A 20,965-nucleotide genomic window follows, 5' to 3' on the forward strand; every position below is an offset into this window, starting at 1 on the left:
CGCTACTAGCTGCCCCTGAAAGCTTAATCAGCCCGCAGCTCCAACAAAGCGTCACGCAACTCGGCAGCCCGCTCGAACTGAAGATTCTTGGCCGCATCCTTCATCTCCGCTTCCAAACGCTGAATCAGCGACTGACGCTCCTTCTTGGAAAGTTTACCCGTCTCGCCAGGAAGGTAATCATTACGTGCCTCGGCCACCTTGGTCGCTTCAATGACATCACGAATCTTTTTACGGATCGTTTGCGGGGTAATGCCATGGTCTTCATTATACTGAATTTGAATCGCACGGCGGCGATCCGTTTCTTTTATCGCTTTATCCATAGAATCCGTAATTTTGTCACCGTACATAATAACACGACCATCACTATTCCGCGCTGCCCGTCCAATGGTTTGGATGAGCGAACGTTCGGAGCGCAGGAAGCCTTCCTTGTCCGCATCCAAAATCGTCACCAGTGATACTTCTGGCAAATCCAGACCTTCCCGCAACAGATTGATCCCAATCAGTACATCAAAGGTACCCAAACGGAGGTCCCGTAAAATCGCCATCCGCTCCAGTGTCTTAATGTCTGAATGCATATACCGGACCTTAATACCCACTTCTTTTAAATAGTCGGTCAGATCCTCAGACATCTTCTTGGTAAGCGTGGTGACCAGTACCCGTTCCTCACGCTCCATACGAAGCCGTATCTCGCTAATGAGATCGTCGATCTGTCCCTTACTTGGACGAACCTCGATGATGGGATCAAGTAGACCTGTAGGTCGGATGATCTGTTGCACAGTCGTTTCGCATTTCTCCAGCTCATAGGGGCCTGGTGTAGCAGATACGTAGACGATCTGACTCACCTTGTCCTCGAACTCTTCAAACTTCAGCGGGCGGTTATCCAGCGCAGATGGCAGACGGAAACCATGGTCCACCAGTACATTCTTACGTGCTTGGTCACCATTATACATCGCCCGAATCTGCGGCAACGTAACATGAGACTCATCAATCACGATCAGCATATCATCCGGAAAATAATCCATCAGCGTATACGGTGTCGCCCCCCGCTCGCGGAATGTCAGTGGACCTGAGTAATTCTCGACGCCGGAACAAAAACCGACCTCTTTCATCATCTCGATATCATAGCGGGTACGTTGCTCCAAACGTTGTGCCTCCAGCAGCTTCCCCTGTTCCTTCAGCTCCACTAACCGCTCTTCAAGCTCACGTTCAATGTTGACCAGTGCTACCTTCATCGTATCCTCATGAGTAACGAAGTGAGATGCAGGGAAAATGGCAATATGATCACGTTCACCGATCAATTCACCCGTAAGCACATTAATCTCGGTGATCCGTTCAATTTCATCCCCGAACAGTTCTACCCGTATAGCGTGTTCCCCATGGGAAGCCGGGAATATTTCAACAACATCCCCCCGTACACGGAAAGTACCCCGCACGAAGTTGATATCGTTCCGCTGATATTGAATATCGACCAGGCGGGACAAAATCTGATTGCGGGGTTTCTCCATGCCGACTCTAAGCGAGAGCAGCAGGCTTGAATATTCTTTCGGGGAACCCAGACCATAAATGCAGGAGACACTCGCTACAATAATAACGTCACGACGCTCAAACAGAGAGCTTGTGGCTGAGTGGCGAAGTTTATCAATCTCCTCGTTGATGCTGGAATCCTTCTCTATATACGTATCGGAAGACGGAATGTATGCTTCCGGTTGGTAGTAATCATAGTAGCTGACAAAATAATCGACTGAGTTATTCGGAAAAAAATCCTTAAACTCACTCGCCAGTTGGGCAGCCAAAGTCTTGTTATGCGCAATAACCAGAGTAGGCCGATTCAATTTGGCAATCGTCTGTGCGATAGTAAACGTCTTACCCGTTCCCGTAGCACCCAACAGTGTTTGATGCTTTTTTCCTTTTGTAATCCCCTCTACCAGTTCAAGAATGGCATGAGGCTGATCGCCTTGAGGCTGGAATTCCGACTGAATTTCAAAAGTCTTATCGCTAACAACGATATCACTCATTGCCCTGCATCACCCTTATCGTCTAAAATGGAAACATCATGTTTCTACAACAGTCGAGCTGAAACGTCTTTACCTGTAAACCTATGTCGATATTTCCCGAGCAATGATACTTGGGAAATATGGTTGGATAGGAATGTTTGTTCCCGTATTATACCTCTTTCTTTCCTTGGATGCAAACGATAAGTCTTGAATAGGAGTGAATTAAATTTTGGATATCACCATCGTATTGGGCATCATCGCCGGAATCATAGCATTAATCGGTGGCTTCTTATGGGAAGGCGGGCAATTTACAGGGCTGCTTCAAGGTACAGCGGCCCTGATTGTGTTTGGCGGGACGCTCGCAGCAGTGGTCATTAGCTACCCCGCCTCTAAACTAAAGACCATACCAGCTGCCCTTCGGATGGCCTTTAGCCGTGAGGACAACCTCTCCGAGCAATATATTGAAGATTTGGTTTCCATGGCAGCCACCTCCCGCCGATCCGGAGTGCTTGCGCTGGAGCGTATTTCCTCAGAACATCCGAATGCATTTCTGCGCGAAGGTCTTCAACTGGTTATTGACGGCACCGAGCAGGAACAAATTAAACAAATTCTGGAACTCGAGTTAGATACCATTGAGCATAAGTACGAAGGATATGCCAAAATATTTGAATCCGCAGGCGGCTATGCCCCTACGATGGGGATTATCGGTACTGTGATGGGCCTGATCCATGTACTCGGCAGCCTGACTGAGCCAACAGCGCTTGGACCGTCTATTGCTGTCGCTTTTATCGCCACACTTTACGGCGTTGCCAGCGCCAATCTGATTTTCCTGCCCATCGCATCCAAAATCAGAGCATGCAGCGAAGGTGAAATGGTCACGATGGATTTACTTCTGCAAGGCATTCTCGCCATTCAAAACGGAGAGAATCCGAAGCTTGTACGCAAAAAACTGGAGTTCTTCATCCGCTCAGAGCAAAATCTGGAGCCTAAGCCGCCTCGTCGCTCACGTTCAGAGGACGCTACTCCAAAGGAGGACTTCCATGAGAGCGCGCGCTAAGCGCCGCCAACGTCAAGGAGGCGGGGACCATCGTGACCGCTGGATGATTACTTACGCCGATCTGATCACACTGCTGCTCATTTTTTTCGTAGTAATGTACGCTATGAGCAGCCTGGATGCGAAAAAATACGATGTCGTTGTTCAATCCCTACAGGATACGTTCCATAAAGGCGATTCTATTTTGGAGCAAGGCTCAGGGATTACGGGGACTGCTGACCGTTACACAAGCAAGAATCCGCCCACAGCCAAGCAACCTTCATCCGATAACAAAGCAGCCGGACCGAGCAAAATGACCGAACGTGAGCAGGCATTTCACAAGCAGGAAAAAGAACTGCAAAATCTGATGGGTGTCATTGAGCAATATATTTCGGATAATAAGTTGCAAGATCAGATTTTCGTATCAGATCAGCCGCGCGGTATTGTCATCACCCTGAACGACCGCTTTTTATTCGATCAGGGCAGGGCTGCACTCAAGCAAGGCTCTGCAAACACGTTATCCAAGCTGGCCAGTCTGTTCCGGGATTTGAAAACGCCGATCAGTATCGAGGGCCATACGGACAATATTCCGTTCACACGCACTTCAAACGCTTCGACCTATAAGGACAACTGGGAGCTTTCCGGGGCGCGGGCGCTTTCCGTGCTTCGATTCTTTCTAGACAGAGAAGGATTATCTCCTACAGGATTTCAATACGCAGGTTATGCCGATACACGACCGGTTGGCGATAATACGACCGAGGCCGGACGACAAAAAAACCGCCGTGTCGAAATTACCGTACTGCGCCAGCTTCAACAGTAAATACCAAAAACCTCCTCAGTCACACTCAACGTGAACCGGGAGGTTTTTGTATACAATGTTATAGTTCTACATGGCTTCCGCTCTGATGACGCAGAACAATAAACCGTACGAACAGCGTTGTATAGAGCGACGTACGAGAGATAAGGGAGGTTATTTTGTTTAAGTCTATATTCCCACTATGTATTAGAAGCCAAGGTGAAGTTAGATAAAGCCTGGTCATGATGCTGGAAAATCAATAAGATAAGGCAAACTCGTGTTGCTTCTCTCGCACTGGTGAAGTTTTGGAGATGCTCTGCTTGTGATAGCTATATTTCCAATCGCTGTACAAATTAAGGAGCCGATCCAACTCCATAGACTTGGTCAACACCTGTCGATCCTTCAATCCCACTTCTTTCGCCAAATCATTTAATTCCTTACGCTTTTCTTCGATGCAATCCTCCAATTCTTTCAATTTCACATCAACAAACCTCCTGTTTGGTATGGTATTTACAGTTAGTTTACAAGCTGATACCTTCCCTACAGGTTAATAATATAATAAAACCCATTTCATCCCTTTAACGGGATAAATCAAAAAGCCAACCCCTTGGGATCGGCCTGGAAAGTACATAGATGTAACAAGCGTCAAACCTTTTAAATAACGCCTAACAACCAACACCATGTGCAAATAAGGTTACCTCGTTCACTAGGTGACTAAGGCTACTACTAAGTCCTATTAACAGCATGAAGAACATTGTTTTTCTGTGCATTGCTTAGTACCTCCTCCATAATATACTGATACTCTGCTTTCTGAATTGGGGTAGCCGCATGTCTGTACTTTTCAAATAAAGCAGTACCTTGCACAAAATTTGGCTTATCATTTATTTTCAAATAAGTCTTCAAGCTCTTCAGTACATAGTTAATTCCTGCTGTATTATTGGAATAGTTAAAATGATATATAGCAATCTGATGAAATAAATTAGCACATATATCTAGACTTGAAGATTGTGGATAGTAACTATCATGTATTGACGAAACATCACCAACACCCTCTATTTCCTGAGAAAACTCAATAAGCGTATTATTTATTGGGAATCCATATTTATTAGCTGATTCTAATATAGTCAACAAACCAGGTATTATTTCTGGGGGATTTTTTTTCAAAAATTCTTCATAAGGATGCAGGCTATCAACATCACCCATAAGAATATGGAGATTAAGTTTGTTAGCCTCAGCCCAAACTTTAAACCTTTGAACCTCTTCTTGACCAACTTCATCCAAGTCTTCAAACCAGCTTAAATTTTCATAGTAACGAATATATTCCATAGCCTCTTCAAAGAATCCTTGCTTTTCCAAAGCAGCACTTTTGATTAGATAGCCCTGACCATAATAAACTACCAAGTGTCGATCTGTGTTAATTGGTTTCTTACCTGATTTATTCTTACCCTTATAAACTTTTAATGAGAGGACAGTAGAAGTAACACTTCTTAATTCATCAGCGTATCTCTCAGCTTCTTTCCATTGATGAAGATAATAATATATATTAGCCATCTTTAATAAACCATCTAATTGAAAGTCTACTGGCAAACGATTCCTAAAAGGTATAAACCTCAAAACTGCCTCTAGGTTCGTTTCTAAATTTTCGCTTACTGAAATTGAAAAAATCTTATAGTGACTGATGGCCAACCTCTCGGAATGTTGGTACTTCTCATTTTCGATTACACATTCATAGAAAGGAACTGCTTCTTGTAGCTTCCCTTCTTCATACAACTCCTCTGCCAAAGCAAAGATCGTTGGAATGTGGTTAAGATCTTCCATTAACCGTGAAAGCACCTTCTCCACGCACCGCAGATTCCCCACCTCAACACAACGAATCAGGAATGGTTTAACCCTTTTCCAATGAGGTCTTCCATCGTAAAAGCATTCATCTACGTATAGGTCATACAACCAGTCCTCTGGATAGTTAAGCGCTTTAGTGATTAAGTCCATTTGTCTTACAGAGATCGGTTTAGGCGGATTTCCATTAAGCATAGCACTAAATATACCACGGTTAAGGCCCGTAGCTTGTCCAAAACTATTAAAAGTGTAACCACCAAGTTTTAATTCTTTCTCAATTTCCGAGCGGATCGTGGTTGCATTTTCCAATAAAAACACCCCCGGTGTATTCAGATGATTTTTTTAAAATCACCATCCTCGACGAACAATTACAATATACTAGAAATTATATGAATAAACTGGATGATGGTCAACCCCTTTTTTTACACCGTTTTAATATATAATGGAATTTAATGTGTGTTTAATAGTCTTTACAAGAACTTAATATTATATTATTTAGGCAATTCAATTACCTCCACGCCTGAAGTCCCTTTGTCTACACTCATATTATAGGAGTGTGGATGTCTATGGAAACAACAAAACTCATAGGAGCGAAAATTCGCCAATTTCGGACGTTGCGTGGTATTACACAAGAACAACTGGCGGAAGCATCCGATTCAACGGGTTCCTATATCGGCAAGTTGGAGCGTGGTGAGGTCAATGTACAGATCAAAACACTAGAGAAAATAGCCGAACCCTTGGGAACAAACGTATTCGCATTTTTTGACTTCAATCCATATGAAGAACTCAAAAGTCAGCCCTGGATATGGGAATGTGTTCATTTACTCTCCCAGCAGAATGAAGCTGATCAAAATAAGGCATATCGGATATTGAAGGAACTGTTCACCTCTTCAGAAAGCGGGCTTACAGCAAGTAACCCCGATTAATCCAGCGAATAACGAAAATAATTAATTTTTTCCCGATTGGTCATGAACATAATATTTCAAAAGGGCTATGTTACTCTACCTTAGTAGTAGGTTACATAGCCCTTTTATGTTCTAAGAAGTCATATGCTTGATGTTATATTCTACTTCTTTAAGCACTTTTTCATATTCTGCCCGTTGCTCCTGTGTCGAATGATCTTTATATTTCTCAAACAACAACGTAATGGACTTGATATAGTAAGCCTTATCGTTTAACTGTGAGGATGCTTTGAGACTATTCAACATACTGTCGATCGCCTCAGAGTAGCTCCCTTTATTAAAATAGTAGCGACTAAGCTCAAGAAAAAAACGGGAATAGGTCACCAGATTGTAATTTGTATGATAATAAGAAATATTTGTACGCAAGTCCCTAAACTCATTAATATTTTCTGCAAAAAGGAGCAGAATATCGTCTATAGAGTGATTGTATTTATTGGCCGATTCCATAATGGTTAGTAGCCCCTGAAGTATCTCTGCAGGATTACTTTTAAGAAGATCGACATAGGCAGGCAAACTAGCCATATTTCCCATTAGAATTTCTAAATTTAAGCGGTTTGCTTCTGCCCACATTTCAAATTTCCTCGCCTCTAAAATTCCCATTTCATCCAGTCCTTCAAAACCAGTCAAATCTGCATAGTAAGGTATGAATTCCATTGCTTCTTCATATAGTCCTTGCTTTTCGCGGGCATTCCCCTGCATTAAATAAGCTTGACCAAAATATACGATTAGATGTCTTTCTGTATTTAGAGGTTTAACTTCACGATTTTTTAATCTAACTTGAATCTGCTGCTGATAAACATTTGTGGCAATTACCTCAAGTTCTTTCGCATATTGCATAGTTGTCTCACAGTCATAAGCTTGAAAGTATACGTTTACCAGCTTTAAAAGAGCGTCCAGTTGATGATTTTCAGGCAAATTTTTACGATAAGGAGCAAATTTTATAGCCAGTTGGCGATTTTTCTCTAAATCTTTGCTTAAAGAGTAAGAAAATAACCTATACTGACTAATTGCTAGCCGCTCTGAATGGTAATATCTTTCGTTCTGTACTACACACTCGTAAAAAGGAACTGATTCCTTTTCCTTTCCTTCTGCGTGTAGCTCCTCTGCAAGCTCAAATATAGTCGGCACATAGGACAAATCCTCTGTCAGCCTCGACAATACCTTTTGAATGAAGTCCTGTCTTCCTAATTCCACACAACGCAACAGAAACGGCTTAATCCGTTTCCAATGCCCTTTTCCTCCATAAAAGCATTCATCTATGTACAACTCATATAGCCAACCGTCAGGATAACCCAATGCCTTGGTAATCAAGTCCATCTGTCGAACGGAGATCGGCTTCGGCGGGTTGCTGTTCAGCATGGCGCTGAATGTGCCACGGTTAATACCGGAGATTTTACTAAAACTGCTAAATGTATAGCCCCTTTGCTTCAATTCTGTCTCTATCTTTGAGCGGATCGTAGGTGTATGTTCCATGCTAATCCTCCTCAATAAGTTTTAGACATATCATCAGTGATACTTTATATGTAAACTCTATCCTAAAGGTAATTCATTTCAATACAGAATCACGTAAATAGTGAAATATATGGTCTATATACTCACTCTAATTTATGATGCCTTAGAAAGAAGTCTTTTTTTAACGATTCCCGTGATAATTGAAAAGTTTAATGAAGTACATAACTTTTAAATCCTTCATCCAATATAAATTGAATCTGTGGATCGGCTATAGTTAGTTGAACAGATAAAAAGAAGTTAAGTAGCATGAAAGCAATAACGAAACGAAGGAGCCAAAAGCTGGAGATAAAAAAAGAATCGGCAGAGGACGCTTCCCTGAAAAAATAAAAACGTTCCTGGGGAAATTGAACTTCCCCAGGAACGCGTATGGAGCTAATTACTTTTTCTTCTGAGATACTTGGATGCTGCTGCTGCAACAATCACAAATACCAATATGGCAAAATAAGGATATGAATCGGAGCTGCCAGCATTGTTAAAAGCTTTGATAAGCGCATACAATGCCACCAATCCAATGAGACCAACAACGAATTGGGCACTTCTTCGTGCTGGCTGCTTTGAACGCTTAAATATGAACAGGACAGCAGCAACGCCCAAAAGAGCATAAACCATAAGAAAAGCAGTGACATAAAAAATTGGGTTCATAATCACCTGCCCCTTCTTTTACAGTATATACAATATTATAGTAAAAGTAAGGTGTTTAGTGCAAATCTTAGTTGGAATTAACCGTGTAATAAGGAGCTGGCAACCAGTGTAGATTGAGCGTAGTACCGCGTGAACCGTTATAGTTGTCCAAGTTTGAAGCAAGCAAGTCTGTTCCTAAAGATACCAACGCAGCTCCGGCACTGGCACTTATGCTGTCATTGGTAAGCAGGCGCAATGTTAGCTCCTTTATGGAATCCATATGAAGAAGCCTTAAATAAAATTGATTGTTTCTATACCGAATGGAGTCAGATAGAATAGTGGAATATCTTCATTGAAATATTATATAGTACTCTATCAGTTTAAATCATGTGATTTTACGAGGTTCTTGGGCGTAATTGAGTCCATCTAGTAGGGTTATTTACGGTTGCCGCTCCACGCTGTACCCTTGGACTAACTTCAATCCAAGGCTCATCATATCCTAAATTTGCATGGTATTGTACATTTACTTTAGTTGATATATCAAAATCTGTTGGATTCCCTGAGTTTGTTCCAGTACTAGATGGCCCCCAAACATAAACATCATTATATTCATAGGCATACTCGATAACTCCATCGCAACGTATATCTGTGATTTCATCAACATGGACATATGCTGATGAGCGATGATCGTCGTGCATAAGTTGCGCTTGAGCAGTATAAGTAATCTCCGGGTCGGCGCTCATTGCAGCAACCATGCTTATAATATAGCTTCTTTTAGTATCTGTTATAGAAGGATTGGTATAAAATCCGTAAAACGTTTTACCAGATTTAAAGCTATCAAAATCACTCAATACAACTCCACTACCCCAATAACCTTTAATTTCATAAACCACACCACTATTTCCGCGTACGCCACCATGGTCACTTCCAAACGTAAGCCATCCCCCCTCTCTATATCCTGCATCACCTCTATCTGCCGCGTGAGTGTAACTAGTTCCTAGTAAAACTAATAGTGGAAGTAGTATAGCTATCAGTACTTTTTTATTTAGAAGCGAAATATTATGCATTATTATTTCCCCTCCCACTTCTTAGTATTAAACTCATCAACAAGATTCTCCGGTATAATCGCCTCTAAAGCGTGTTCTGCTGCTTTGATAACCTCTGAGTTTTTAGAATTTTTATGGATTTCCTTTATGCGAGGGTATGCTTCTCCATAATTGATAATCTCTGACGCTTTCAAAGCTGTTATGATTTCATCATCAGATTGGCTCTTTAACATGGATGAAATGGTATTCAAATTTCTTAATAAGGAGTATTTACCGACTTCCTCTGCATTTCCCTTAAACTTTCCCTGATGCTGTACAACTAGACTTACTGCTTCCTCACCACCAGAAACACCAAGCGCGTATATTGTACTTCCAAAAACTTGCTCATCCTTAGTTTCATTAAGAATTTTCTTCACAACTTCCGTATAATTTTCTAGCTCTCCGGCTTTTGCAGCGCTTGTAACCAAAGTGCGAAGTAAAGGATCATTCGCGTTCTCACTTTTGCTTAAAGAAGATAAGACCACTTTAAAATCAGGATCGTTTAACCTCCGCATAGCTGTAATTGCCGCGGACCTTACTTGAACAGATTCATTAGAATCATCAAATATTGCTTTCAAATTAATAGACTTTTCTTCAGCACTTAATGCAGCATCTTTTTGTGGCTCCAGTTGCAATAAAGCATATCTTCGAAGATTTTCGTCCTCACTCTTATTTTCTACAACGGTTTTAATCTTTTCGAGACTTCTATTATCCAATTTGTTACCATTAGCCAGTATATCTATAATAAACGCTCTTAATTTTGAATTATACTCTTGGTGAGTTAAGATATCTGAGACTCCAGCAGGCACTTTTCCCTGCCATTGTTTTTTTAAATAGGGTAAAATGGATTCTGCATATTTTTCAAAATTTGGCTCGTCATAAATGGAAAGTTCACCAAGTGTCTCGAATAACTCATTACCATTTAATGTTTTCAAATATTCAGTTTGTTTTCCCCGGCTATCTGAATCACCATACACTGATAAGTTGACTGTTTGAGCGTTATTGAGCGATTTCAATACTTCGACATGATCTAAATCTTTAAGCGACGATATAGTTGGTTTAACAAAGCCTGTTGATTCTTTTGAGGCAGCATTTAACGCTAGAGCAGCAGGAACGACAGAGGAAATTAAGAGAATGGTAGTCCCGATTGTTACAACCGTCTTATTTATTTTCATCACTTGACCTTCTTTCATGTTTAATGAAAATTAACTCATACTATCCAAGAAGTAAGTGTATACTTAGTTGTATTATTTTTTTGCGACTATGACGACTATATGTTATGTTAACTGTAAATATTTGTTTGGAGGTATGGTCAATGAAATCATTTCGCTTTTGGTTGGTTATAATCTCGATTTTAGTAATTATTGTAAACGTTTTGGGCTATGATGACTATAATATACTATTGGCTATCATTAGCCCGTTGGTTTGGATGTATGAATCATTTAGATTTGTGAGAGAAGCAGATATTCCAATAGCCGTTGTTTACCTAACTACACTAGGTTTCTGGTATCTTGTTGGTTTGGTTTTGGATCGTCTAATAAAAAATACAAGATAATTTATTCCAAAATGCGACACTACCTTATGTCCTTTGAGCATGAGGTACACAACAGATCGGCACCTCTATAAAACTATTTCAATACCTACGAACTCCTTTCAAACAAGTGGTTTTAGCTCCTTTGTTAAAATGCAAGTTCCTTTTAGCAAGTTCCTTCTGATAGTCGTCCCTTCATCCACTGAGCCAACTACTTTAAATCATACATGGTTATTCATCTTAAAAGCCTATCCTCCTTCCCACCAGCTCTAAAGAAATTGTAATTCTTGATGTGTTACAAGAATGATAAAAATAAACAAATCATTTCTTTTTTTTACAAAATAATCAATAAAAAAGGCCAATCCTGTAAGATTGGCCTAGTCTAACTGCATATGATTTTGAATACTCTCCATAGAAACTGGTGGCTTAAACCAATTTCTTTGCTTGGATAAAGAAAGATAATCAAGGGTATCCTTTTGCCCTTTTAATATTCTACCACGTCTGTAATGGTAAATGGCAAGCTGATACATGTAACAATAATAATAGGTCATTTGTTTAACATCCTCAGACTCTTGTAACCTCTTTATTCGCTCTGAGTATTTGTCAATGATAGAGTCTACATCAAAATTATACTTATTGGCAGCTTCTAGTATAGTTATGAGTCCGGAACTTACTTCTTCAGGGTGATTTTCGAGGAAAGCAATATACTCAGGAAGGATATCTCTATTACCCAATAGTAAATCTAAAGTATACGAGTTGGCTTTAGCCCACAAACGGAATTGCTCTACATCTGCTTCACCTTCTAAATCAAGCCCTTTAAACCAACTTAAATCTGCATAGCCCTCAAGCTCTGCCTTTGCCTCCTTAATATATCCTTTCTTTTGTAAAGCTGTTGAGACAGAAAGGAATCCATAACCGTAGTAAAATACCAAATGCCTTTCTGCACGTGAGCAATGATCTGCTCTTCTTTTTTCCTTACTTATTTGCCGATCCATATAGATTACGTTAGCCAGCTTCTTTAATTCATGACCATACTTCTCTACCTCATCCCATTTGTGCAAGTAAAAATATATATTTGTGATCTTGTGAATCGCCTCCAACTGATAATGCTCAGGAAGCAGATTACGATATGGTGTAAATTCCATTACAAACTCAAGACTCTTTTCCAAGTCAGACATTGTATAAGCTTTAAACCTTTTATATTGACTTATAGCCAGCCGCTCCGAATGACGATATTTTTCATTTTCGATTACACATTCATAAAAAGGGATCGCTTCCTTTTCTCTGCCTTCGGAATGTAATTTTTCTGCAAACTCAAATATGGTCGGCACATAGGACAAATCCTCTGTCAGCCTCGACAATACCTTTTGGATGAAGTCCTGTCTTCCTAATTCCACACAACGCAATAAAAAGGGCTTAATCCGTTTCCAGTGCCCTTTTCCTTCGTAAAAGCATTCGTCTATGTACAACTCATACAGCCAGTCATCAGGATATCCCAACGCCTTGGTAATCAGATCCATCTGCCGAACGGAGATCGGCTTGGGCGGGTTGCTGTTCAGCATGGTACTGAATGTACCACGGTTAATTCCAGATATTTTACTAAAGCTGCTAAAACTATAGCCTCTTTGCTTCAATTCTGTCTCTATCTTTGAGCGGATCGTAGGTGTATGTTCCATGTCAATCCCCCTCATTGAGTTTCAATCATATGAATAATGTTTCTTTTTATGTAAAATACGTCCTATAAGTAATCTTAAAATAATACAATAGTGTGAAAAAAGAGAAATAAATGGTTTATATACTCACTCTAATTTATGATGCCTTAGAAAGAAGTCTTTTTTTAACGAATCCCGTGATAATTGAAAAATTGAATGAAGTACATGAAGAGAAGCATTAAAAGCAATCTTTAAGTTTTTTTATTTGAATGTCACAAATACATCCCTTTTTCAGTTATATAGGCAGAAAGGAGGGAAGCTAATGGAAAAACTACATGTAAATAAGCAAGATGCAGATATCAACCTTGTAATAGAACAGGTACAAACGGGCGACAAACAAGCATACACACATATCATACGGCGTTATCAACAACAGATCTTTTTATATTGCTACTATTTACTTAAAAATCAGGAAGAAGCGGAAGATGCTGCTCAAGAAATATTCATCAAAGGGCTTGAGTACATCCATCATTTTGTACCTACAGTTTCCTTTTCAGCTTGGCTATACAAAATCGCTCAAAATCACTGTAATGACTTATTAAAAAGAAACACTAGAACGTTTAAATCCTTCATCCAGTATAAATTGAACCTGAAGCAACAACCAATACACGAATATACAGATTTAATTCACGAGTTAATGGATCAGCTAACGTTAGAAGAGCGACAAATCTTATTGTTACGCTCACTGGAGGAATACAGCTATGAAGAGATTGCTACAATTATGGAACTAAAACCATCAACCATCCGAAAAAAATATGAGCGACTCCGTAAAAAACTAATTCACCAAAAGGAAAAGGGAGGAAAAAAGTATGAACATTCCTTTAAAACCGGAAGATAAAGAAATCGAGCATTTACAAAAGCTTATTCGGGATACTCCATTACAAGTGGATTTAATTGATAAAACGATGGAGCGCTATGGGAAAGTAGAAGGAAAACGATATAAGCGTATTACCACTCGACCAAAAAGATTACGCAATGCAATTGTCGGTACTTCTGCTTTGCTTGCGATGTGCTTTACACTTGTCGTTGGTACTGGATTTATTTCTCCAACAATGGCTGCATCCATTAAACAGATTCCAGGAATGGATTCTATATTTCAGTTGGCAGGTGATCTTGGTTTAAAAACGGCAGATGAAAAGGGAATCCTGTCAAAACCAAATCTTAGTGACACCCATGATGGTCTGACTCTCAGCGTACCAGAGGTCATATTCGACGGAACACGAGTATCTATAGCATTAGAGCGAAAAACTTCCGATAAAAGATTTTTAAACACCGAATTACCCTTATTACTTGATGATTTAATACTTTCCATTAATGGCGAAGAAATTAATTCTTCTTATGTACCTACAAACACCAGCAGCTCCATTGACTCATATACGATACCTGGAAAAAATTCGAATTCAACCATTATACAATTTTCAGATTTACGTAATCAAGGAGGAAAACCTTTTCCAGATAAGTTTGATTTAACAATTTCCATGCCTGTCTCCGGCATTAAGCAGCCATTTAAAATAGAAATTCCTGTGGAAAAGAATACTAATAATAACTTAGTTTTTACACCATCCCTTAAGCGAGAGTATAAAAACATTGACTATACTCTAGAAAAAGTTGAGCTCACGCCGATTACAACCAGCATCACAACTCGCATAAAGCTACCTGCTAATTCAAAAATTTCTTCGTCACTTCCTTTGTTCTTGAGTTATGAAATTTACGATGATAAAGGAAAGCAACTAAATTTTATTAGCAACAATGGTTGGAGTGCAACTGATGGCAACGTTCTGATAAATGATTCACGATTTGAACCTTTCCTCTCTCTTCCCAAAGAAATTACTATAAAGGTTTACAAATCTATCTTAAAAAAGGGTGATAGGAGTAAATTCGAACTAGGGAAAGATGGAAATCCAAAAAAGGAGTATTTCCCTGATTTAGAAATTACTTACCCAATTAATCCATAAAAATTAAGTAAGTGAAGGAAGTGAAGCGTACTTCACCTCCTTCACTGCATACAAATACTATCTTTCAACCTTAAAAGTATAAACCCCAAGTTTGTCTCCATTAGATTTATATGCCGCCACTTGAGCTGTTCCGTAACCTATCATTTTAGCCTTATTGCCATGAAGTTCGACAACATCACTTCCGTACAAAATCATCCAATTTGAACCTTCCATTTTATATGTGCTACCTATGCCTAAACGAAGTACGGGACTATCCTGCTTTGTAATGGGTGCTTTTTCTCCTGTTGCAAGTTCAAAAGTTACTGTCACTGTTGCTGGTTTTACATCTGATGCCGTTGAACTTACTGGTGAAGCGGCAGCTACTCCTCCTAATGATAACGCTAGCGCAGAAATTGATAATGCTAAGATGGCTTTTTTCATTTGTCATTTCTCCTCTTTAATAGTCTTCTTTCTAAGCTACTAAATGCCTTGCTTTATGTCTGTGACTACGTTTCTGTTGTTCTCAAGCTATTAGTACTTTACTAATCAAACATTGAACTTCCAAGCTATTATAGACATCAAGATATCAACCTTTTCATTTCCCCACCTCCTTTCTTCTAATTAATTCCATTGTAATTCTTGATGTGTTACAAGAACGATAAAAATAAACAAATCATTTCTTTTTTTACAAAATAATCAATAAAAAAGACCAATCCTGTAAGATTGGCCTAGTCTAATTGCATATGATCTTAAAGACTCTCCATAGAAACTGGTGGCTTAAACCAAGAGAAGAACGTAATGCCCCCTCTCTTGGCAAAAAATCGGTTGATTCACATGTTGCCGTATAACGGACGCTTGTCTTAATTAGCTGTCGGTTCGGTTCCCCAAACAAGTACGCCATTATGATACAACGTAGCTTTTGTATGATCAGCATATGAAGTTTGCGTGCCTTTATACGAGTAATCGTCACTTTCATTATAGTTCGACCAGTCTGTTTTATGAATACGGGTTTGAATTTCGCCCGTGCTTCCTCCAGGTGCTAACACGCCTGCATTCGAGTTGAAGCTGACTTCCAAATAGTAATCAGCACCTGTTACAGATTTATCCATTTTAACCAGCTTGCCATTCAGCTTCGAGCAGCTCAGCGCGGCATAGTCGCAGTTGAATGTCTGCGCGCGGTCGCCGTCGATCGTGTAGTAGTAGCGAATTTTCAACTCGTTGATCGGTACGGAGGTTGTACCTTTGTTTAAAATTTGGAAATGCGGCTTCAATTGATTGTCGTTCACATTGGTATCCGCTGCGCGATACTGGAGCAACAGTCCCTTGGTCGGCTCCTGAGCATCCGCTTTCGGCGCTGCGCTAGCCGTGTTCGAAACCGTTTGTCCTGCATCGTTCTTCGCTACGACTTGGTAGTAGTACGTCGTGTCTGCCGTTACGGCTGTGTCGGTGTAGCTGCTTCCGTATACATCGCTCGCTACTGTGGCGAACGCGCCATTTTCAGCTGTCGAACGCTTCACTTCATAGCTTGCCGTATTCGCCGATGCTGTCCAGCTCAGCTTTACTTTCGCTGTTTCGCCTGCTGCGTTCAGCGTGAAGCTGCCCGGTACTGACGGCTGCTCAGTAATACCATATGTTTTTAAGTTAGTCGGGAGCTTTTCAAGCGTAATGACGTTCGGATGATTATACACTTTTTTCAGATGCTCAAGACTGTTTTGTTTGCCGTCTCTCAAGAAATCCCCATACCATGTAGCGAACCAGCTCCAATGGGCTTGATACGCCTTCATCAGGTCAGGATCCGGGATAGGTCCATTTTCGCTCATGGCAACTAACTTTTTGTCTTTGCCCAATGTAACAAGGTCTTCATATTTTGCAATTTGCGGACTGTAGTCGCCTGCTTGCGGATAAGAATCGAAGCTCAAAATATCCACATAGTCGTCTCCCGGATACCAATCGGGAGCAACAGAGTTCCAGACCCAGATCAGATTGTTCAATTTGTGCACATGAGTCAAACGGTCGTGCATCAAAATATACAATTTCTTAACAGGCTCAGGACCTTTAGCGCCCCACCAGAACCATTTGCCTTCCGCTTCGTGTAAAGGACGGAACAGGACAGGAACTTTCGCATCCTGCAACTTCTTCAATTGCCCTGCAATCACATCGATGTCGCGAATAAGCAATTTATAATCTTCGGACTCTGGATTATTCATCGCATATTCTATATCGAATGTAGTCGAATCGGCATAGAAGCCTCTCCACCATTCTTTTCCCTGCGTATCGATAAGACCTTTCGGCGCGTTCCAGTGCCATGCAAAGGTAACAATGCCCCCTTGCTTATCCCATTCAATCGCCTTTTCCGTCTCTGTGGAACGAAGACCGTGTTCCGCTCTGCTTGGCGAATAGTCAATCAGGTCAAGCGCCGCAATAGCCGGCTTTTTACCTACATTTGCTTGAAGCCAATCAATTTCGGGCATATCCTCTTGACCGGAAAGCATATTCTTCCCGTATTGATCAACCAGGTAGTTCATTAATGCTTTTGCTTCTACCGTCGCATTCGGATTGATGAGCGTTTTGGTTACCGCATGCGGTGGACGGTCAGCAGCTGGCTCCAGCTTGACGTAGTCGATATCGTACCAGCCCCAGCCCGTTTCAAAACCGATCGTATTCGCCCCTGCATTCAACAGAACCTTGCCACCGGAAGCTTCTTTAAAATCAGCCGATTTCCAAAGCACCAGCTCACCAGACGCTTTGCCGTTTAAAGAGAAATTCGTGCGTTTGTCATCATAAGGAGAACGGTAGCCGATTGCAAGATTGTACAAGCCTGCCGCCTCTGCCTGAATCGTCATCGTCAGGGAATCCCCTGCATTGTGGAAATTAGTTACGTAACCAGTACCGGAGAAGCCGGTCCCGCTGGATTCCACAATGGTTCCCTTCAGCGTGCCGTCTTCGGCTTCATAGCGAACCGGGCCGTTTACAGGCGCCTGCGGAACCGCTTTCAAGACATTGGAATTGCTCATTCCTGCATTGGTTTTGGCGGTTACTTTGTAATAGTAAGAAGTGCCGTTCGTTACGTTAGTATCCGTATAAGACGTTTCGATCAAGTTGGAGGCTACAGCAGCAAAAGGACCGTCTGCATACGTTGCACGCTGTACACTGTAACCCACAGCTCCGTTGGAAGCGTCCCAGGACAAATCTACTTTCCCGTCGCCAGCCTCAGCTCTCAGCGCAAAGCTTTCAGGTGGCACAGACGTATCATTGCTGGCAGTCAACACGATGTGATAAGTCGTCAAAGGCGGTACGGTATAGGTAAAGCGGTTGCCTGAAATTTGCGTAATTGGCGCTGCTTCCTTAATTTCCGAGCTATTGTTGTCGAAGCCCCAGACTTTACCGGAACCGTAAGTCGTCTCCCCAGAAAGATCAAATTGGGCGTCGAATGCGCTGTCCATGCTTTTATTCATGACAACGAGGTGCAGTTCTTTGTAGGATGCATCCGTTACGGAAGCATGCACCGAGCTATTGACAATATCTGACGTTTGCGCATTAACGCTGATATCACCGAAAGTAGAGCTTTTTCCGTCATAATTGCGGTAAAGCTTGTAAGCGGCACTAACGTAGCTGTTGGCACCCTCCTTTAACCTCCAGTAGTTTGCCATATAAACATCGTTTTTGCCCAAGATGCCCAGCACATCGGTCATAGCGATCCCACCGGAAATATCATTTTCGCCGCCATAGCTATACTCGGTCAAAGCCAGCTTGGTTCCCGGGTAATACTTATCCACCGACTGCTTCAATCGAGGCAGTAAAGGCAAGAATTCGCTGTTCCCCTGAGCGATCCAGCTATCCTCATTGTAGGTCGGATCCCACAAAGTACGTGGCGCTTGCATTCTCGCTTTCTTCGTTTCGTCGTTGCCCACCTCATTTGTAATTCGTATGCCTCCGCCCATCGCTTCGGGATACCAGTGTACATCGAAAACATCCAGTAATCTTTTGCCTTCGGCTTGCGAGCTGAGGCGCATTTGATCCAGATAATAGTCCACGAACCAGTTGTAGCTGCCTTTTACAGAATTCCAATCAGGTGCAGTTTGAAGATCTTTATAGGCGCCAAAACCGTAAAGAACCGGGCCAAAAATTTCTGCACCCGCGTCAACCGCTTTAACAGCTTTGGATAAACTTACTGACCGGTCTACCAACTCTTTCGCTCCGACCTTTTCACCATGAATGCGCGGATGCGTATGCGACCAGAGAGCGGGTTCATTGTCGAGCGCATATCCTTTCACACCCGTCTTTGTTGCAGCAACGCCGTATTTTTTCACTAAAAAGTTGACAAATTCATCCGCATAAACCCGATTGTCATTCAGATCAGGCTGTAGTTGGAACGACGCATTTTTGGTGTTTACGACCTGATCCCAACGAGCAGAAGGGGCCTTTTCGCTTTCATCCACACTTCCGTTTCCATCCTTGGCCACATAACCAGCCATCGGTAGCGTGACTAAAGTATAAGTGCCAAGCTTCAGCGATTGATCATGAAACGAAGTCGTCACCGCTCCCGGCTTTTCACATTCAGCTTGTGTCAGACCGCCATTATTGCATAAATAGTCATCACTGGATTGCTTCCAATCGCTTCCTGCATTGGACATATTGTTTTCCCAGTTGTATCCGGTTATTCGATTACCACCAAGTCGTCTGACAGTCAGATTCTCATCGCCTGCCAAATCCTGATTCGTACCGTATATATAAGGGCTAATCGGCTTACGATCCTTGGATGTATCAACTTTGATGGTAACGGTCTTTGCCGTTTGACTGTGAACTACAGTTGGAGCCGGTAGAGCCCCCCCTACTATAATCGTGCATGCCATGACGACAGGTAGCCATTTGGAACGCTTGGACAAAATAATACTACTACTATTTTTCGCCTTCATGCCGCTTTCCTCCTTTCAATTTGAAAAGAGCGGCACCCATACGAGTGCCGCTCCGTCAGGCTATAAGGCTCCTGACCCCAAACGAGTTTATCGTTCTGGTACAACGTCATCTTACTCTAATCTGCAAATTAATTTGTTCTCCTCTCCGTCCGAAATCCAAAATTGGCCCGGATCTTCAAGTGTTGCAGCAGCCGTATTCACACCGCACATGATGGGTTTGCCGTTTGCATTATGGTAGTACCGTTACCGGCTTCTTGTTGACAATTGTGTAATAGTACAGCTCTGCTATACATTCTATCGACCAAGCCTGCATATCGAACCATTGGTTGGACCGAAGGTCCATATACATAGATTATTCCAGATACCCATATAGTAGAACATGAATTCGCCACAAGGTTGTTCTAGCTATATAGGTTATCTATTTATATTTAAAACATGGTGGTGTAAGAATGCTGCATTGCCTTCCAATGCTTTTACGAATACTTAAAAGTCATATTGCAGTATATAGCTTTTATCATCTCAAAGTAAAAACCATTCCTCATGAAAAATTTTTGATTTATACCCTTCTCCCCTACCGTACCTTATCCTTTTGAATAAGCTCATAATAGATGCGTGCAGGCTCTGATTCTCCAGTGGATAAAATATATTCTGCCAAGGGGGCGCACAGCTTTTGAAGATAGAAGGAATATAACAGCTCCGCCGTATCAAAATGAATTTTTAATACCTGCTTCATCAATCCATCAAATTTGGGGTAATCCAGTTCTTCCGGGGTAATATCAAACGGGTATTCGGGAAAGGTTTTTTTCTGGATTTCGATGAACTGATCCCTGAGCTTTGGCTGATTGCCTGATCGCGCGGCTGAGAAATTCATCATAAAAAACGATATAAAATCTGTTTCACGATCACTTAATTTATAATACTCACACCAACGCATGAACATCAGCGGTTTTACCATATATAAATCCCCTTTTAACAAAGTTCAGATTAATCGGTAGATCACACAAAATCTAACAGGTTCCAGCATATGTAATAT

At 41.4% G+C, this 20,965-nt stretch carries 19 protein-coding genes; 6 read left to right on the top strand and 13 right to left on the bottom strand.

From position 1 onward, the window contains the following. Nucleotides 1–23: 23 nt before the first annotated feature. The gene (gene uvrB / locus ACIFQM_RS14455) at nt 24–2,015 is read right to left on the bottom strand and encodes an excinuclease ABC subunit UvrB (RefSeq protein ID WP_430041083.1); all 1,992 of its coding nucleotides are present in this window, start codon (nt 2,013–2,015) and stop codon (nt 24–26) included. A 208-nt stretch (nt 2,016–2,223) separates the two neighbouring features. Between uvrB and ACIFQM_RS14460 the strand changes: the two genes are divergently transcribed. Beyond that, nucleotides 2,224–3,051, top strand: coding sequence for a flagellar motor protein (locus ACIFQM_RS14460; protein ID WP_430041082.1), 828 nt, complete (start codon nt 2,224–2,226; stop codon nt 3,049–3,051). Then, on the top strand, nt 3,035–3,847 hold the full coding sequence (locus ACIFQM_RS14465; RefSeq protein ID WP_430041081.1) for a flagellar motor protein MotB: 813 nt from the start codon (nt 3,035–3,037) through the stop codon (nt 3,845–3,847). The genes ACIFQM_RS14460 and ACIFQM_RS14465 overlap by 17 nt, the downstream gene beginning before the upstream one ends. A gap of 232 nt (nt 3,848–4,079) precedes the next feature. On the opposite strand, the gene ACIFQM_RS14470 is transcribed toward ACIFQM_RS14465, so the two are convergent. Both ACIFQM_RS14470 and ACIFQM_RS14475 read right to left on the bottom strand, forming a co-directional pair. Next, nucleotides 4,080–4,304: an aspartyl-phosphate phosphatase Spo0E family protein gene (locus tag ACIFQM_RS14470; RefSeq protein ID WP_044646902.1), complete on the bottom strand. Its 225-nt coding sequence runs from the start codon at nt 4,302–4,304 to the stop codon at nt 4,080–4,082. 245 nt (nt 4,305–4,549) lie between these two features. Continuing rightward, nucleotides 4,550–5,968 (bottom strand): DNA-binding protein, encoded by a 1,419-nt coding sequence (locus tag ACIFQM_RS14475; RefSeq protein WP_430041079.1) that lies wholly within the window; start codon nt 5,966–5,968, stop codon nt 4,550–4,552. 257 nt (nt 5,969–6,225) lie between these two features. Here ACIFQM_RS14475 and ACIFQM_RS14480 point away from each other — a divergent pair, with 257 nt between their 5' ends. Further along, complete coding sequence (locus tag ACIFQM_RS14480; protein WP_430041078.1) at nt 6,226–6,585, top strand: helix-turn-helix domain-containing protein; 360 nt, start codon at nt 6,226–6,228, stop codon at nt 6,583–6,585. 111 nt (nt 6,586–6,696) lie between these two features. On the opposite strand, the gene ACIFQM_RS14485 is transcribed toward ACIFQM_RS14480, so the two are convergent. From ACIFQM_RS14485 to ACIFQM_RS14505, 5 genes are all read right to left on the bottom strand, one after another. Next, a complete protein-coding gene (locus tag ACIFQM_RS14485; protein WP_430041077.1) occupies nt 6,697–8,094 on the bottom strand; it encodes a helix-turn-helix domain-containing protein in 1,398 nt (465 codons plus the stop codon). A gap of 411 nt (nt 8,095–8,505) precedes the next feature. Beyond that, nucleotides 8,506–8,775 carry a hypothetical protein gene (locus tag ACIFQM_RS14490; RefSeq protein WP_137060479.1) on the bottom strand — a complete coding sequence of 90 codons (270 nt, stop codon included), beginning with the start codon at nt 8,773–8,775 and terminating at the stop codon, nt 8,506–8,508. A gap of 67 nt (nt 8,776–8,842) precedes the next feature. Beyond that, nucleotides 8,843–9,010, bottom strand: a complete 168-nt coding sequence (locus ACIFQM_RS14495; RefSeq protein ID WP_430045582.1) for a hypothetical protein — start codon at nt 9,008–9,010, stop codon at nt 8,843–8,845. 139 nt (nt 9,011–9,149) lie between these two features. Continuing rightward, complete coding sequence (locus tag ACIFQM_RS14500) at nt 9,150–9,821, bottom strand: hypothetical protein (protein ID WP_430065712.1); 672 nt, start codon at nt 9,819–9,821, stop codon at nt 9,150–9,152. A gap of 2 nt (nt 9,822–9,823) precedes the next feature. Continuing rightward, nucleotides 9,824–11,014 (bottom strand): HEAT repeat domain-containing protein, encoded by a 1,191-nt coding sequence (locus ACIFQM_RS14505; RefSeq protein ID WP_430045579.1) that lies wholly within the window; start codon nt 11,012–11,014, stop codon nt 9,824–9,826. Between the two features lie 140 nt (nt 11,015–11,154). On the opposite strand from ACIFQM_RS14505, the gene ACIFQM_RS14510 reads away from it, so the two are divergent. Further along, the gene (locus tag ACIFQM_RS14510) at nt 11,155–11,394 is read left to right on the top strand and encodes a hypothetical protein (RefSeq protein ID WP_430041073.1); all 240 of its coding nucleotides are present in this window, start codon (nt 11,155–11,157) and stop codon (nt 11,392–11,394) included. 353 nt (nt 11,395–11,747) lie between these two features. Here the strand turns inward: ACIFQM_RS14510 and ACIFQM_RS14515 are convergent, their stop codons facing one another. After that, the gene (locus ACIFQM_RS14515) at nt 11,748–13,046 is read right to left on the bottom strand and encodes a helix-turn-helix domain-containing protein (protein ID WP_430041072.1); all 1,299 of its coding nucleotides are present in this window, start codon (nt 13,044–13,046) and stop codon (nt 11,748–11,750) included. A 298-nt stretch (nt 13,047–13,344) separates the two neighbouring features. On the opposite strand from ACIFQM_RS14515, the gene ACIFQM_RS14520 reads away from it, so the two are divergent. Together ACIFQM_RS14520 and ACIFQM_RS14525 are read left to right on the top strand one after the other, a co-directional pair. Continuing rightward, nucleotides 13,345–13,920, top strand: coding sequence for an RNA polymerase sigma factor (locus ACIFQM_RS14520; RefSeq protein ID WP_430041071.1), 576 nt, complete (start codon nt 13,345–13,347; stop codon nt 13,918–13,920). Next, complete coding sequence (locus tag ACIFQM_RS14525) at nt 13,892–15,037, top strand: DUF4179 domain-containing protein (protein ID WP_430041070.1); 1,146 nt, start codon at nt 13,892–13,894, stop codon at nt 15,035–15,037. Before ACIFQM_RS14520 ends, ACIFQM_RS14525 begins: the two co-directional genes overlap by 29 nt. Before the next feature lie 57 nt (nt 15,038–15,094). Here ACIFQM_RS14525 and ACIFQM_RS14530 read toward each other — a convergent pair whose 3' ends face one another. From ACIFQM_RS14530 to ACIFQM_RS14545, 4 genes are all read right to left on the bottom strand, one after another. Continuing rightward, nucleotides 15,095–15,457 (bottom strand): hypothetical protein, encoded by a 363-nt coding sequence (locus ACIFQM_RS14530; protein ID WP_044646908.1) that lies wholly within the window; start codon nt 15,455–15,457, stop codon nt 15,095–15,097. Nucleotides 15,458–15,876: 419 nt separating this feature from the next. Continuing rightward, a complete protein-coding gene (locus ACIFQM_RS14535; protein WP_430041069.1) occupies nt 15,877–19,932 on the bottom strand; it encodes a glycosyl hydrolase in 4,056 nt (1,351 codons plus the stop codon). Nucleotides 19,933–20,161: 229 nt separating this feature from the next. Beyond that, the gene (locus ACIFQM_RS14540) at nt 20,162–20,281 is read right to left on the bottom strand and encodes a glycoside hydrolase family 48 protein (protein WP_430065714.1); all 120 of its coding nucleotides are present in this window, start codon (nt 20,279–20,281) and stop codon (nt 20,162–20,164) included. A 222-nt stretch (nt 20,282–20,503) separates the two neighbouring features. Next, a complete protein-coding gene (locus ACIFQM_RS14545) occupies nt 20,504–20,887 on the bottom strand; it encodes a hypothetical protein (protein WP_430041068.1) in 384 nt (127 codons plus the stop codon). Between the last annotated feature and the right edge of the window lie 78 nt (nt 20,888–20,965).

It is taken from the genome of Paenibacillus sp. NRS-1782 (assembly GCF_050467685.1).
Classification (GTDB): Bacteria; Bacillota; Bacilli; order Paenibacillales; family Paenibacillaceae; genus Paenibacillus; species Paenibacillus terrae_A.